The sequence below is a fragment of the Lysobacter alkalisoli genome, from assembly GCF_006547045.1.
GTDB lineage: Bacteria > Pseudomonadota > Gammaproteobacteria > Xanthomonadales > Xanthomonadaceae > Marilutibacter > Marilutibacter alkalisoli.
This window is the reverse complement of sequence record NZ_CP041242.1, coordinates 3276431-3289312: the sequence shown is the minus strand read 5'-3', so window position 1 is coordinate 3289312 and position 12882 is coordinate 3276431. Positions and strand designations below refer to the sequence as shown.

Genomic DNA, 12882 nt, shown 5'->3' with positions numbered 1-12882 from the left:
GTGCGGGGGAGAGGGGCCGAAACCACAAGAGCTGTGAACATGACCGACTCCAGGACCATCCCGCTCACGGTCGTGAACGGCGACACCGCCCCGGCTTCGCTGGAAGTCGGGAAGAAGCAGGTCGCCGGCGACAAGATCGCGCGCTCGCCGGTGCAGTTTGCCGACGTGCCGGTGCTGCGCAAGCCGTCGTGGATCCGCGTGCGCATCCCGTCCGGCAACGCGGTCGCCAAGCTCAAGGAAAAGCTGCGCGAAAACCGCCTGGTCACCGTGTGCGAGGAGGCCAGCTGCCCGAACATCCACGAGTGCTTCGGCCACGGCACCGCCACCTTCATGATCCTCGGCGAGGTCTGCACCCGCCGCTGTTCGTTCTGCGATGTCGCCCACGGCCGGCCCAAGCCGCCAGACCCCGAGGAACCGCGCCACCTGGCCGACACCGTCGCCGACATGGGCCTGCGCTACGTGGTGGTCACCAGCGTCGACCGCGACGACCTGCGCGACGGCGGTGCCCAGCATTTCGTCGACTGCATCGCCGCGATCCGCGACAAGGCGCCGAATACGAAGATCGAGATCCTCACCCCCGATTTCCGCGGCCGGGGCCGCATGGAACGCGCGCTGGAGATCCTCGCGACGAATCCGCCGGACGTGTTCAACCACAACGTCGAGACCGTGCCGGACCTGTACCGCAACGTGCGCCCGGGCGCCGACTACCAGTGGTCGCTGACCCTGCTGCAGAAGTTCAAGGCCCAGCACCCGGAGGTCGTCACCAAGTCCGGCATCATGCTCGGTCTCGGCGAGACCATGGAGCAGGTGCAGGCGACCCTGCGCGACCTGCGCGCGCACGATGTCGACATGATCACCATCGGCCAGTACCTGCAGCCCAGCGCCCACCACCACCCGGTGCTGCGCTACTGGACGCCCGAAGAGTTCAAGGAACTTGAGGAATACGGCCTGTCGCTGGGCTTCAGCCACGTCGCCTCCGGCCCGCTGGTGCGCTCCTCGTACCACGCCGACCGCTCGGCGATGGAGGCCGGCGTCGCCGCCTGAACGGCAGCGGAAGCTTCGACGCCGCGCCGTAGCGGAATCTTCACTTTCCCGTTGCACCGGCCGGGCAGTATGGGCAGTCCATGCTTGGATGAACGGTCACGGGCGGCCATGCGCCTGCCTTCCGCAAGCTGAACCGCATGTCGGTCACCGGCTGCCTTCCGTACCCCGACAGGTGACAGTTTCCGCAACTTTCGGCACTGTGAACCTGTCCAACCGCTTCCCACACTGGCTGCTCGTAGATAGTGTGTAGTCCTCCAGGCCCCAAAGATCAGGCCACCCCGGCCGCGAAGCTTCGCCGATGACCCCCAAGATCTCCTCCCTCCTGTCCGCACTGCTGCTGACCCTTCCGCTGGCCGGGTCCGCATGGGCCGAGGACGCGTCCGCCAGGGTGGCCAAGGCCATCCCGGTCGAAGTTCCGACCGGAGCCACTCCCGACCAGACCAACGCGGCCAAGCTGGTTTACGGCCTGCTCTCCGACAGCCGCTACGCCTACCGGCCCAAGCCGCTGGACGACGGGCTGTCGGCGGAGATGTACGAGCGTTACCTGGAGTCGCTCGACAGCAGCAAGCAGTTCTTCACCGCTGCCGACATCGCCCGCTTCGAGCGCTGGAAGCTGCAATTCGACGATGCGCTCAAGGGAGGCGACCTGGACCCGGCCTACGCGATGTTCGCGACCTACCGTCAGCGCGTGGACGAGCGCGTGGCCTTTGCCCGCGAGCTGCTCAAGGATGACGACGCCTTCGACTTCAGCGGCGACGATCGCTACGTCTACGATCGCGAGGATGCGCCCTGGGCCGCCGACAATGCCGAACTCGACGCGCTATGGCGGCAGTCGGTGCGCAACGACTGGCTGCGCCTGAAGATGGCCGGCAAGGCGCCGGCGGAGATCCGCAAGACCCTTGGCAGGCGCTACGCCAACATGGCCAAGAGCGTCTCCGAGCTGAAGGGCGAGGATGTCTTCCAGATCTTCCTCAACAGCTATACCGGCGTCATCGACCCGCACACCAGCTACCTGACCCCGCGTTCGGCCGACAACTTCAACCTGTCGATGTCGCTGTCGCTGGAAGGCATCGGCGCGGTGCTGCAGAAGCAGGAGGACGTGGTCGCGATCCGCGAGATCGTCGCCGGCGGTCCGGCCGGCAAGTCGGGACTGCTGAACCCGGGCGATCGCATCGTCGCGGTCGGCCAGGGCGCCAACGGGCCGATGGAAGACGTAGTCGGCTGGCGCATCGACGACGTGGTGGCCAAGATCCGCGGCAAGAAGGGCAGCAGGGTCCGGCTCGACGTGATCCCGGTCGCCCTCGACCTGGATTCGCCGCCGCAGCGGGTCGTGCTGGTGCGCGACAAGGTCCGCCTTGAGGACCAGGCCGCCAAGTCCAAGATCATCACCATCCCGGGCTCCGACGGTGCGCCGGTGCAGCGCATTGGCGTGATCGAACTGCCCGGTTTCTACCAGGACTTCGAGGGCCGCCGCCGCAACAACAACGACTATGCCTCGGCCACCCGCGACGTCGCCCGCCTGCTCGGCACGATGCGCGATGAGAAGGTCGATGGCGTCGTGCTGGACCTGCGCAACAACGGCGGCGGTTCGCTCAACGAGGCGATCGAACTGACCGGCCTGTTCATCGAACGCGGCCCGGTCGTGCAGGTGCGCGAATCCGGCGGCCGCGTGGTCGTCAACAGCGACGAGGGCGGCAGCATCGTCTGGGGCGGGCCGCTGGCGGTGCTGATCAACCGCGGTTCGGCCTCTGCGTCTGAAATCTTCGCCGGTGCGATCCAGGACTACGGCCGCGGCCTGGTCATCGGCGAGACCAGCTTCGGCAAGGGCACGGTGCAGAACCTGGTCGACCTCGATCGTTGGCCGGCCAACGAGAAGCCACGCTTCGGTCAGGTCAAGCTGACCATCGCCCAGTTCTTCCGCGTCAGCGGCAGTTCGACCCAGAACAAGGGCGTGGTGCCCGACATCACCTTCCCGGCCTCCGTCGATGCCAGCGAGTTCGGCGAGAGCACCTACGACAACGCGCTGCCGTGGACCAAGATCTCGGCGGTGCCGCACACCCGCTATGGCAACTTCGCCCCGCTGTTGCCGCGGCTGGAGGCCCTGCACGAGACCCGTATCGCCACCGACAAGGAGTTCCAGTGGTGGTCCGAGGACGTGGCGCGGTTCAAGGCCAAGCGCGAGGAAACCTCGGTCAGCCTCAACGAGGCCGAGCGCCGCGCCGAGCGCGACCGCGACCAGGCCCGGCGCAACACCCGGCAGGAGGAGCGCAAGGCACTGGGGCTGGCACTGGACCCGCTCGCCGATCTGGACGACGACGGCCTGGCCGCCGGCGAACGCGACATCGTCGAGGACACTGCCCGCGAGAAGCTGGCCGAGGACCGTCCCGATCCGTTGCTGCGTGAGTCCGCCGCGATCCTGGCCGACGCGGTGCGCCTGCTCAATGCCGACCGCCAGCTGTCGGTACAGGTGTTGCCGACGGCGAATCAGCCGGGGCACTGGGCGGACTGACGCGCAGGGCCCGGCACAAAAAACCCTCACGAAACCCGGCTCCCCGCAGGAGCGACGCAGGTCGCGACCGGTACATCGTTGGAAGGGTTTGCGGGTCGCGACTTGCGCCGCTCCCGCAAGGCGTCGTGCGCGGAACGGGGCCATGCGCCGCGATCGGCACTCTAGCCCTGGCCGGAATCTGCACGCGCTGCGCGCGCGCGGCGTCGCGGCCCCGGTTTGCCCTGACGGGCATCGCGGGTCGGCAGGCCCAGGCCGTGTTTCACCACGTCGAACACCAGATGGGTGTCGTAGCGTTTGATGTTGCCCTCGTCGAGGAACAGGCGGTCCACCACCTGCCGGCAATGCGCGACCCCGGTGGTCGCGATGATGACCAGGTAGTCCCACTCCCCAGCGAGTTCGTAGCACTGCTGTACTTCGGCCGCGGCGCGCATGCGGGTGCGGAAGGCGGTATGGCGCTGCACCGATTCGCGCTCCATCGTCACCCAAACCGCCGCGAGCGTGCTGCCGACCGCGGCCGGGTCGAGTACCGCGACCTGCCACAGCAGGCCGCTCTTGCGGTAGCGGGTGAGCCGGCGTTGCACGGCACTGGGCGAAAGCCCGACGGCTTCGCCGAGATCGGACAAGGTGGCGGTGGCATCGCGCTGCAACAGTTCGAGCAATCGATGGTCGAAGTCGTCAAGGGCGGCGGTCGCGTGAGTCACGCAAGAATTTTGCGCAGAGGCGGACAAATTTTCAATTGCCAGTCGCGTCATCCCGCTACGCTCGGTTGCGTATCCAACATGCCAAGGCGAACCATGCCCCCGCTCATGCATTCCTGCGAAGCCGGCGATCCGGCCGGTCTGGCGATCCGCGACGGCACCCCGGACGACATCGGTGCGCTGCAGGCGCTGATCCTCGAACATGGACCGAACCGCTGGAACCACCTTCCGGTGGACGAAGTCCGAACCCATGTCGCCGGCATCGCGGATGACCGCACCGGTGCGGTCGTGACCGAGGCCGGCTCCGCCATCGTTGCCGTGGTGACCTACGAGGCGACCGATGCGTTCGAGCGCTACCAGCCGTCCGCGCGCGCAGGCGTGGCGCAAGGCCACGTGTGCGAAGCCGTGGTACACCGTGATCACGTGGGCCGTGGCATCGGCGCCCGGCTGCTGCGCGCCGCGGTCGCGCGGTTGCAGGCGCTGGGTTGTGTGGACATCTACATCGAACGCCACGAGCAGAACGCTGCGTCGGCGGGGATGATGCGCAAAGCCGGCTTCATCGTCGTCGACAGCTTCGCCGATCCGGCGCGGCGCGCCCACGGCAGCGGTCGCACCACGGTCTGTCGCATGCAATGCGCGTGCTGAGCGGCCCGGGCCGGCATCGGGCGATCCTGCGCGTGTTGCGGTCCGGCATCATCGAATAGTTCCCAGCACCCATCCGGCATGGATGCCGCCACCTCCCCCAACCTTTCCCGTCTGGATCTTCCGAATGAGTACTGCCGCATCGACTGTCGCCCGGGCCGCCCCGGGTGGCCTGGCCGTCGCCCTCGCCCTGGCGGCGGTCTATGTCGTCTGGGGCTCGACCTACCTTGGCATCCGCTTCGCGCTCGAGGGCGGCTGGCCGCCGCTGCTGATGGCCGGCGGACGCTTCGTCGTCGCCGGTGTGTTGATGTACGCAGCGTTGCGCCTGCGCGGGGAGCGTCCGCCCACCCGCGCGCAATGGTGGTCGCTCGCGGTGATGGGGCTGATGCTGATGGGGTTGGGCAACGGCCTGGTGACCGTCGCCGAGCAATGGGTCTCGTCCGGGCTGGCGGCGATCGCGGTCGCGTCGATGCCGCTGTGGATGGGCCTGTTCGCCACACTGCGCGGCGAGCGTCCCGGCCGCCAGGAATGGATCGGCCTGGTCATCGGCTTCGTCGGCGTGCTCTGGCTCAACGCCGGCAGCGCGCTGTCGGCGACGCCGCAGGGCTTGCTGGCCCTGTTGATCGCGCCGATCGCCTGGGCGTTCGGTTCGGTCTGGAGCCGCGGTCGCGACCTGCCGTCGCCGTTCATGTCGGCGGCCGGGCAGATGCTGTGCGGCGGGGCCATGATGCTGGTCGTCGGCGCCCTGCTGGGGGAGCGGATGCCGGAGTCGCCATCGACCAAGGGCACGCTCGCGGTCGCCTACCTGGTGGTGTTCGGTTCGATCGTCGCCTTCAGTGCCTACATCTGGCTGCTGCGGCACGTGCGCCCGGCCCTGGCTTCGAGCTATGCCTACATCAATCCACCGATCGCGGTGCTGTTCGGCGTGCTGCTGGCCGGCGAGCGCTTCTCGCTTCACGCGATCGGGGCGATGGCGGTGATCCTGGTCGGCGTCGCGATAGTCACGCTCGCGCGCAGCCGCCCGCGCCCGCCGGCGTTGGAGCCGGCGGCATGAGCGGCGGTGTCGGAAGCAACATGCACGAACACCGCGCCGGCCTGTGGATGGCGATTGGCGCATTCGTGATCTGGGGTGTGACGCCGTTGTATTGGCACCTGCTCAAGGCGGTGCCTTCGTGGCAGATCGTGTTGCACCGGATGGTCTGGGGCGCGCTGCTGGTTTCGGCCTGGCTGCTGTGGCAGCGCGGCCGCGGCTGGTTGGCGGCGGTGCTGGCGGACCGGCGGCGGGCCGCGCTTCTGCTGGCCAGCGGAGTGCTGATCGGCCTCAACTGGAGCCTGTACATCTGGGCGGTCAACGCCGGCCACGTGGTCGAAACCAGCCTTGGCTACTACATCAACCCGCTGCTCAATGTCGTGCTGGGTGTTGCGCTGCTGCACGAGCGGCTCAACCGCGTGCAGTGGATCTCGGTCGCGCTGGCTGCCTGTGGCGTGGCCTGGTTGACCTGGTCGTACGGTCGGCTGCCGTGGATTGCGTTGGGACTTGCACTGTCGTTCGGCTTCTATGGCCTGCTGCGCAAACGGGTCGCGGTCGACGCGGTGGCCGGGCTCGGGGTCGAAAGCCTGTACCTGCTGCTGCCGGCGCTGGCCGGGTTGATGTGGATCGAGATGCACGGGCAGGGTGGCTTCCTCGCCCTGGGCGGCGCGCCGGGGTGGGGCTGGGGCATCGACGCGCTGCTGGTGCTCGCCGGCGTGGTCAGCGCGCTGCCACTGATCGGCTTCGCCTACGCGGTACGGCGGGTGCCGCTTTCGGTGGTCGGCTTTCTGCAGTACATCGCGCCGACCCTGCAGCTGCTGATCGGCGTGCTGGTCTTCCAGGAAGCCTTCGACCAGGAGCGCGCGCTGGGTTTCGCCTTCATCTGGGTGGCGCTGCTGCTGTTCGCAGGCGATGGCCTGCGCCGTGCGCGGCGACAGGCCGCGCCTGCGCCTGCATGAGGAGGTGATGCAGGCGGGCGGGAGCGTGCCGGGCTCGCGCGGACAGGTTCGCGGTAATCGATCCATGCATCGATGGACAGGCAACAAACGGAAAGGCCGCGGGGGACCGCGGCCTTTCCGTTGCCCGATGGCGAGGTGGTCACGCCGAGCGCAACGCTTCCGTCACCGGCAGCCGCGCCGCGCGCAGGGACGGGAACAGGCCGCCGACCAGGCCGATGCCGAGCGCCCACTTCAGGCCGTTCCAGAGCAGCTCCGGCGAGACGCTGAACTGGAACATCACCTGGCTGAAATTGCCGCTCAACGTGGACACGCTGTAGTTGTTGAACACCAGCCAGGCGATCAGGCCGCCGATCAGGCCGCCGAGCAGGGCCAGCAGCATGGTCTCCAGCATCACCGCCACCACCACCGGCAGGCCACGGAAGCCGATCGCACGCATGGTCGCGATCTCGCGGGCACGGCCGGCGACCGCCGCATACATGGTGTTGAGCGCGCCGAACACTGCGCCGATCGCCATGATCGCACCGATGATCGTGCCGAGGGCCTTGATCAGCTTGGTCAGCCCTTCGGACTGCTTGCTGTAGTAGTTCTTGGTGGTCAGCACGTCGAGCTTCAGGCGCGGGTCGGCGGCCATCGCCGCCTTGAACGGTTCGAAGCCTTCCGCACCGTCCAGGCGTACGGTGACCGACTGGTAGGAGGTCCGCTGGTAGGTCGCGCCGAGCGTTTCGGCATCGGCCCACAGTTCCGAATCGTGCGAATCGCCGGAGGCGAACTTGCCGACCACGGTCCAGTCCTGGTTGGCCAGGCGCAGGGTGTTGCCGACCTCCAGTCCCACGTACTGCCTGTGCGCGCCCTGGCCGACGACCAGCTCGCGTTTGCCGGACTCGAAGCGGCGACCTTCGACGATCTGCAGCTGCGGGCGGATCGCCCAACCGGCATCACCGACACCGCGCAGCTGCGCGTTGGCGTCGGTGCCGTCGGACCTGGTGACCATGTTGACCACCTGCGACAGCTCCGGCGACACCAGCGGTCGGCCGCTTTCGTCCTTGGCGATGCCGGCCAGGCTGGTGATCAGCGGCACCTGGTCGCGGGTGATCACCGAGTTGGTCTCGGCCTGCGAACCGCCGCGCAGCACGATCGCGGTATCGTCGCGGCCGGTCTGCTCCAGCGTTTTCTGGAAGCCGGCGCCCATCGCCAGCATCGCCACCAGCACCGCGACCACGCCGGCGATGCCGATCACGATCACCGACGACGCGCCCCAGCGCTGGGGCAGGCTGGCGATGCCGATCCGGGTCGCTTCAAGCGCCAGTCGCCCACTGCGGGTGAAGGCCAGCCACAGGGCCGCCAGCACCGCGGCGCCAAGCACGCCGGGCCACGGCAGCATGATCCAGGCGACCAGCCCGGCCAGCAGCATCAGGATCACGCCAAGGTTGCCGAGCCACTTCTTGATCCGGTTCATATCCGCTCCTCCTTACTTATCGGCCGGCCAACGCATCGACGATGTTCAGCCGCATCGCCCGCAGTGCGGGCAGGGCACCGACCAGCAGGCCGATCACCACCATCAGCGCGATGCCCAGCGCCCAGGTCACGCCGGGTACGGTCGGCAATTGCACCGCGCCGCCGCTGACGGTGCTGATGACCGGCATGATCACCGCCGCCAGCACCAGGCCGATCACCCCGCCAAGCACCAGCAGCAGCACCGATTCCACCAGCACCAGTGCCAGCACGCTGCGGTCGCTGAAACCGATCGTCTTGAGCACCGCCAGTTCCGGAATGCGTTCGCGCACCGCCTGCGCCATGGTGTTGCCGGTCAGCAACAGCAGGGTGAAGAACACCGCGCCCATGATGCCGCTGACGATCATGCCGACGTCGGCGAACTGCTTGATGAAGGCCTGGTTGAAGGCCTGCTCGCTCTGGGTCTTGGTCTCGTGGTCGGAGTTCTCGCTCAGCTTGTCGATGGTCTGGGCGATCTGGTCGGCCTGCTCCGGGTCGTCGAGCTGCACCATCCACCAGCCGACCCGGTCCTTGACGAAGTCGTTGGCCTCGTTGAAGTAGTCCCAGCGGAAATACAGCGCGTTCTCCTCGCCCTTGCGCTTGGACTCGGTGACCCGGAACGTGCCGACCAGCTTGAATTCCCAGTTGTTGCTGCCCTGGGTCGGGAAGATGGTGGCCTGCAGCGGGATGGTGTCGCCGACCTTCCAGCCGTGCCGCTGCGCCAGCGACTCGCCGACGACCGCACCGATGCGGGTGGTCTCGAACGCCTGCAACTGCTCGGGGGCGATCTGGTACTCCGGGTACATCTCGAAGAAACCATCGCCGACCGACATGTTCGGGAAGAAATTGCGCTGGTCCTGGTAGATGCCGCCGAACCAGGCGCCGCGCACGGCCAGCTTCACGCCGGGGACATTCGCGATGTCCGATTCCAGCCGCGCCGGCAGCATCTGGGTGATCGACAGCCGCGAGGCGACCACCAGCCGGTTGTAGCCGGCCATGTCGCCGCCGGCGGCGAAGGCCACCCGGACCGAGTCGAGCAGGCCGAACAGCAGGAACGCGGTGATCACCGACAGCAGGGTCAGCAGGGTACGGGTCTTGCTGCGGAACAGCGCGGCCCAGATCAGGTGGAGGTATTTCATCGAATACATCCTCGGAGGTTTCCTTCTCCCTCCGGGAGAAGGTGGCGCGAAGCGCCGGATGAGGGTTTGGCGAGGGCAGGGGCGGCGAACCACAGTCGCTCCGCCGTACCCTCACCCCAACCCCTCTCCCGGAGGGAGAAGGGCTTTCAGGGTCACGCCACGCGGCGCACCTGCTCGACCAGGGTGCCCTTGTCGAGATGCAGGGTGTGGGTGGCGTATTCGGCAGCCTTGGGGTCGTGGGTGACCATCACGATGGTCTTGCCATGATCGCGATTGAGCGTCTGCAGCAGCTCCAGGATCTCCTCGGCCGATTGGCGATCGAGGTCGCCGGTCGGTTCGTCGCAGATCAGCAGCTTCGGATCGGAGACGATCGCGCGGGCGATCGCCACACGCTGCTGCTGGCCGCCGGACAGTTCGTTGGGCTTGTGCTTGCCGCGCTCGGACAGGCCGACCAGTTGCAGCGCGATCTCGGCACGGCGCTTGCGATCACCCGCGCCGAGCCGGGTCAGCAGCAGCGGCAGTTCGACATTCTTCTGCGCCGTCAGGGTCGGCATCAGGTTGTAGAACTGGAACACGAAGCCGACGTTCTGGCTGCGCCAGTGCGAGAGCTGGCCGGCGCTCATGGTGTCGATGCGCTGGCCCTCGATCTCGATCTCGCCGCCGGTGGGCGCATCGAGGCCGCCGATCAGGTTGAGCAGGGTGGTCTTGCCCGAACCCGACGGGCCCATCAGGGCGACGAAGTCGCCGGCCGGGATCTCGAAGTCGAGCCCGTGCAGCACTTCCAGTTTCTCGGGCCCGCGCTGGTAGGTCTTGGTGAGGTTGCGAATGGATACGAGTGGAGAAACCAGGGCAGTCATATGTGTGGCCTCGCTTCGGTCGGGCCGGTACGCCCGATGGGTTGAACGGTCGCCGGTCATCGTTCCCGGCCTGTTTTCCTGCCGCCACGCCATCGGCGCGGCCATCACCAACATGACGAACGAAGGCTCAGCGGTTCGACGCCGCGCCCTCCATGATCCTGACCCGGCTGCCGTCGGCCAGCGCCGCGGGCGGTTCGAGCACCACCCTGTCGCCACCGGCCAGTCCTGAGGTGACCTCGAGGTCGTTGCCGAGGGTACGGCCGATGCGCACGCTGCGCTGCGCGACCGTGTTGTCGCCCCCCACCACGAAGGCGATGCGTCCGCCGTCGCGCGACGCGACCGCCGTGGCCGGCACCAGCACGCCGGGCGGCGGTGCGTCTTCCGCGGCCGGATCGTTCTTTTCCAGGAAGCTCACCCGCACCCCCATGTCCGGCACGATGCGCGGATCGTTGCTGTTGAGTGCGACGCGCACCTTGACCGTGGCCTTGCCGCGGTCGGCGGTGGGGATGATCGCGATCACCTCGGCCGGGATCTTCCAGTCCGGGTAGGCGTTGAGGGTGGCCTCGACCGGCATCTTCGGCTGCACCCGGCCGATGAAGGACTCGCCGACATCGACTTCGACCTCGAGCGAATCCATGTCGACGATGGTGCCGATGCCGGTGCGGGTGAAGCCGCCGCCGGCCGACAGCGGCGAGACGATCTCGCCCGGCTGCGCCGCCTTGGCGATGATCACGCCCGCGAACGGGGCGCGCACGACGGTGTTGTCGACGCCGATCCCGGCGATCTCCAACTGCTCGGCGGCGACCGCTGCATTGCGGCGTGCGGTTTCCAGCTGCGCGCGCAGGGCATCGCGCTGGGCGATCGCCTGCTCATGCTGCGACCTGGAGACCAGTTGCTGGTCGACCAGCGTGGTCAGCCGGCGGGCATTGGCCTCGGCCTCCTGCAACTGCGCCTGGATGCTGCTGGCCTGGCTGTGCGCGGCGGCCAGCTGCGATCGGGCCAGTGCATGCTGGGCGTTGGCGTCGACCGGATCCAGCGTGGCCAGCACCTGGCCTTCCTCGACGGTCTGGCCTTCCTCGATCAGCACCTCGCGGACACGGCCGGTGATCTTCGCCGACACCGTCGCCATCCGGCGCGCGACCACGTAGCCGGTCGCATCCAGGACCGAGGCGTTGCCGCCGCCGCCACCGATCGCGACTGCGGTCGCGGTGCGTACTTCCGGCGCGCCGTCGCGGCCGAACGCAACCCAACCGATCAACGCCAGCACGAGAATGCCAGCCAGTACGCCGAGTGCGATCCACAGCCCGCGCCGCGACGGCGGCGCAGGCGGCCTCTGGCGGTCGATACGGAGTTCCTTCAACAGGTCGGCTGAGCTGTTCATCCTCGATCCATGACGTTTGATCGTGCCAAGTGTGACCCCAGCCGCAGCATGGCGCCAACCTGCCGGAAGTCAGTTCCGGATCGTTCCGGAGGTCGACAGCATCCCCCTGCAGCGTCGTCGTTCCAAGTGACAGCTGTCATCCGTGCGTCGTGCGGGTCGTCAGTAACCGGTTTCACGCCCCGGGAGCTCGCTGCGGTAACGCTCGATCGCACCGCGATCCTGCAGGGTCACGTAGACCGTACGGCCATCCGCGCCGCCGAAGGCCACATTGCTCGGTTTGCGGCCGCGCAACCGCACCGTGCGCAGCAGCTCGCCCGCCGGCGAGACGATTGCGACTTCGCCGGCGCCATGGCGGGCGATGTGCAGGTTGCCGTGGAAGTCCGTGCGCATGCCATCGAGGCCGTGGTCGGGGAACTCGATCAACAGCCTCTTGTTGTCGATGTTGCCGGAAAAGATGTCGACGTCGTACACCCACACCCGCCGCTGCACGCTTTCGTTGACGTACAGGCGACGGCCGTTGGGGCTGACCTCGATGCCGTTGGTGGTGCCCATGCCGCTTTCCAGCAAACGCACGGCGCCGTACGGCAGCACCAGCCAGAGCTGGCCGCTGTTGCTGCTCCAGTCGGGATCGCTGGCATAGAACATGCCGTTCGGAGCGAAGGCGATGTCGTTGGGCCCGTGCGCGTCGGGCAGGCTGGCGAAGGTGCCGATCGACTGCCCGGACGGATCGATGCGCAGGATGCGGTGCATCGTGTAGTCGGCCACATACATGAAGCCGTCGGCGTCGAAGCGGATGCCGTTGCCGACGCTGCCCTCCGGAAGTTCGACGAACAGGGTCGCTTCGCCGCGGCCGTCGGCGGTCTCCACCACCCGGCCGATGGTGCCCTCACGGGCGAAGTTGACCGCGTAGAGCGCGCCGTCCGCGCCGGTAGCGGGGCCTTCGATGCCGGCGGTGAACACGCCATCGCCGACGAAGTCGCTCGCCTCGTACAGCCGCTCGCCCGATGGCGCGACCGCATGAGGACCGGGGCAGCCGGCGAGTAGCAGCATCGTGAGCAGGGCGGCCACCAGGGCCCGCGAGGGAAACATCGGAACGGAAGTGGGCGCCATTGCAGCTCCTGCCTGGAGTGGT

General features: G+C 67.9%; 11 protein-coding genes. 5 read left to right on the top strand and 6 right to left on the bottom strand.

Annotated features, from left to right (window positions below):
* Positions 1–39 precede the first annotated feature (39 nt).
* Together lipA and FKV23_RS14630 are read left to right on the top strand one after the other, a co-directional pair.
* Positions 40–1044: a lipoyl synthase gene (gene lipA, locus FKV23_RS14635; RefSeq protein WP_141624519.1), complete on the top strand. Its 1005-nt coding sequence runs from the start codon at positions 40–42 to the stop codon at positions 1042–1044.
* A 298-nt stretch (positions 1045–1342) separates the two neighbouring features.
* On the top strand, positions 1343–3553 hold the full coding sequence (locus FKV23_RS14630; protein WP_141624518.1) for a carboxy terminal-processing peptidase: 2211 nt from the start codon (positions 1343–1345) through the stop codon (positions 3551–3553).
* A gap of 161 nt (positions 3554–3714) precedes the next feature.
* On the opposite strand, the gene FKV23_RS14625 is transcribed toward FKV23_RS14630, so the two are convergent.
* Positions 3715–4254, bottom strand: a complete 540-nt coding sequence (locus tag FKV23_RS14625) for an Lrp/AsnC family transcriptional regulator (protein ID WP_208543176.1) — start codon at positions 4252–4254, stop codon at positions 3715–3717.
* 105 nt (positions 4255–4359) lie between these two features.
* Here FKV23_RS14625 and FKV23_RS14620 point away from each other — a divergent pair, with 105 nt between their 5' ends.
* The 3 genes from FKV23_RS14620 (at position 4360) to rarD (ending at position 6882) form a co-directional block, all read left to right on the top strand.
* Positions 4360–4896: a GNAT family N-acetyltransferase gene (locus tag FKV23_RS14620; protein WP_141624516.1), complete on the top strand. Its 537-nt coding sequence runs from the start codon at positions 4360–4362 to the stop codon at positions 4894–4896.
* 124 nt (positions 4897–5020) lie between these two features.
* A complete protein-coding gene (yedA, locus tag FKV23_RS14615) occupies positions 5021–5947 on the top strand; it encodes a drug/metabolite exporter YedA (protein ID WP_141624515.1) in 927 nt (308 codons plus the stop codon).
* Positions 5948–5967: 20 nt separating this feature from the next.
* Positions 5968–6882 (top strand): EamA family transporter RarD, encoded by a 915-nt coding sequence (gene rarD, locus FKV23_RS14610; protein ID WP_141624514.1) that lies wholly within the window; start codon positions 5968–5970, stop codon positions 6880–6882.
* Between the two features lie 139 nt (positions 6883–7021).
* Here the strand turns inward: rarD and FKV23_RS14605 are convergent, their stop codons facing one another.
* From FKV23_RS14605 to FKV23_RS14585, 5 genes are all read right to left on the bottom strand, one after another.
* Positions 7022–8338, bottom strand: coding sequence for an ABC transporter permease (locus tag FKV23_RS14605; RefSeq protein ID WP_141624513.1), 1317 nt, complete (start codon positions 8336–8338; stop codon positions 7022–7024).
* 16 nt (positions 8339–8354) lie between these two features.
* The gene (locus FKV23_RS14600; RefSeq protein ID WP_141624512.1) at positions 8355–9512 is read right to left on the bottom strand and encodes an ABC transporter permease; all 1158 of its coding nucleotides are present in this window, start codon (positions 9510–9512) and stop codon (positions 8355–8357) included.
* Positions 9513–9664: 152 nt separating this feature from the next.
* A complete protein-coding gene (locus FKV23_RS14595; RefSeq protein ID WP_141624511.1) occupies positions 9665–10369 on the bottom strand; it encodes an ABC transporter ATP-binding protein in 705 nt (234 codons plus the stop codon).
* 127 nt (positions 10370–10496) lie between these two features.
* Positions 10497–11750 carry an efflux RND transporter periplasmic adaptor subunit gene (locus FKV23_RS14590; RefSeq protein ID WP_141624510.1) on the bottom strand — a complete coding sequence of 418 codons (1254 nt, stop codon included), beginning with the start codon at positions 11748–11750 and terminating at the stop codon, positions 10497–10499.
* A 159-nt stretch (positions 11751–11909) separates the two neighbouring features.
* Positions 11910–12800 (bottom strand): SMP-30/gluconolactonase/LRE family protein, encoded by an 891-nt coding sequence (locus tag FKV23_RS14585; protein ID WP_208543297.1) that lies wholly within the window; start codon positions 12798–12800, stop codon positions 11910–11912.
* Positions 12801–12882: the final 82 nt, after the last annotated feature.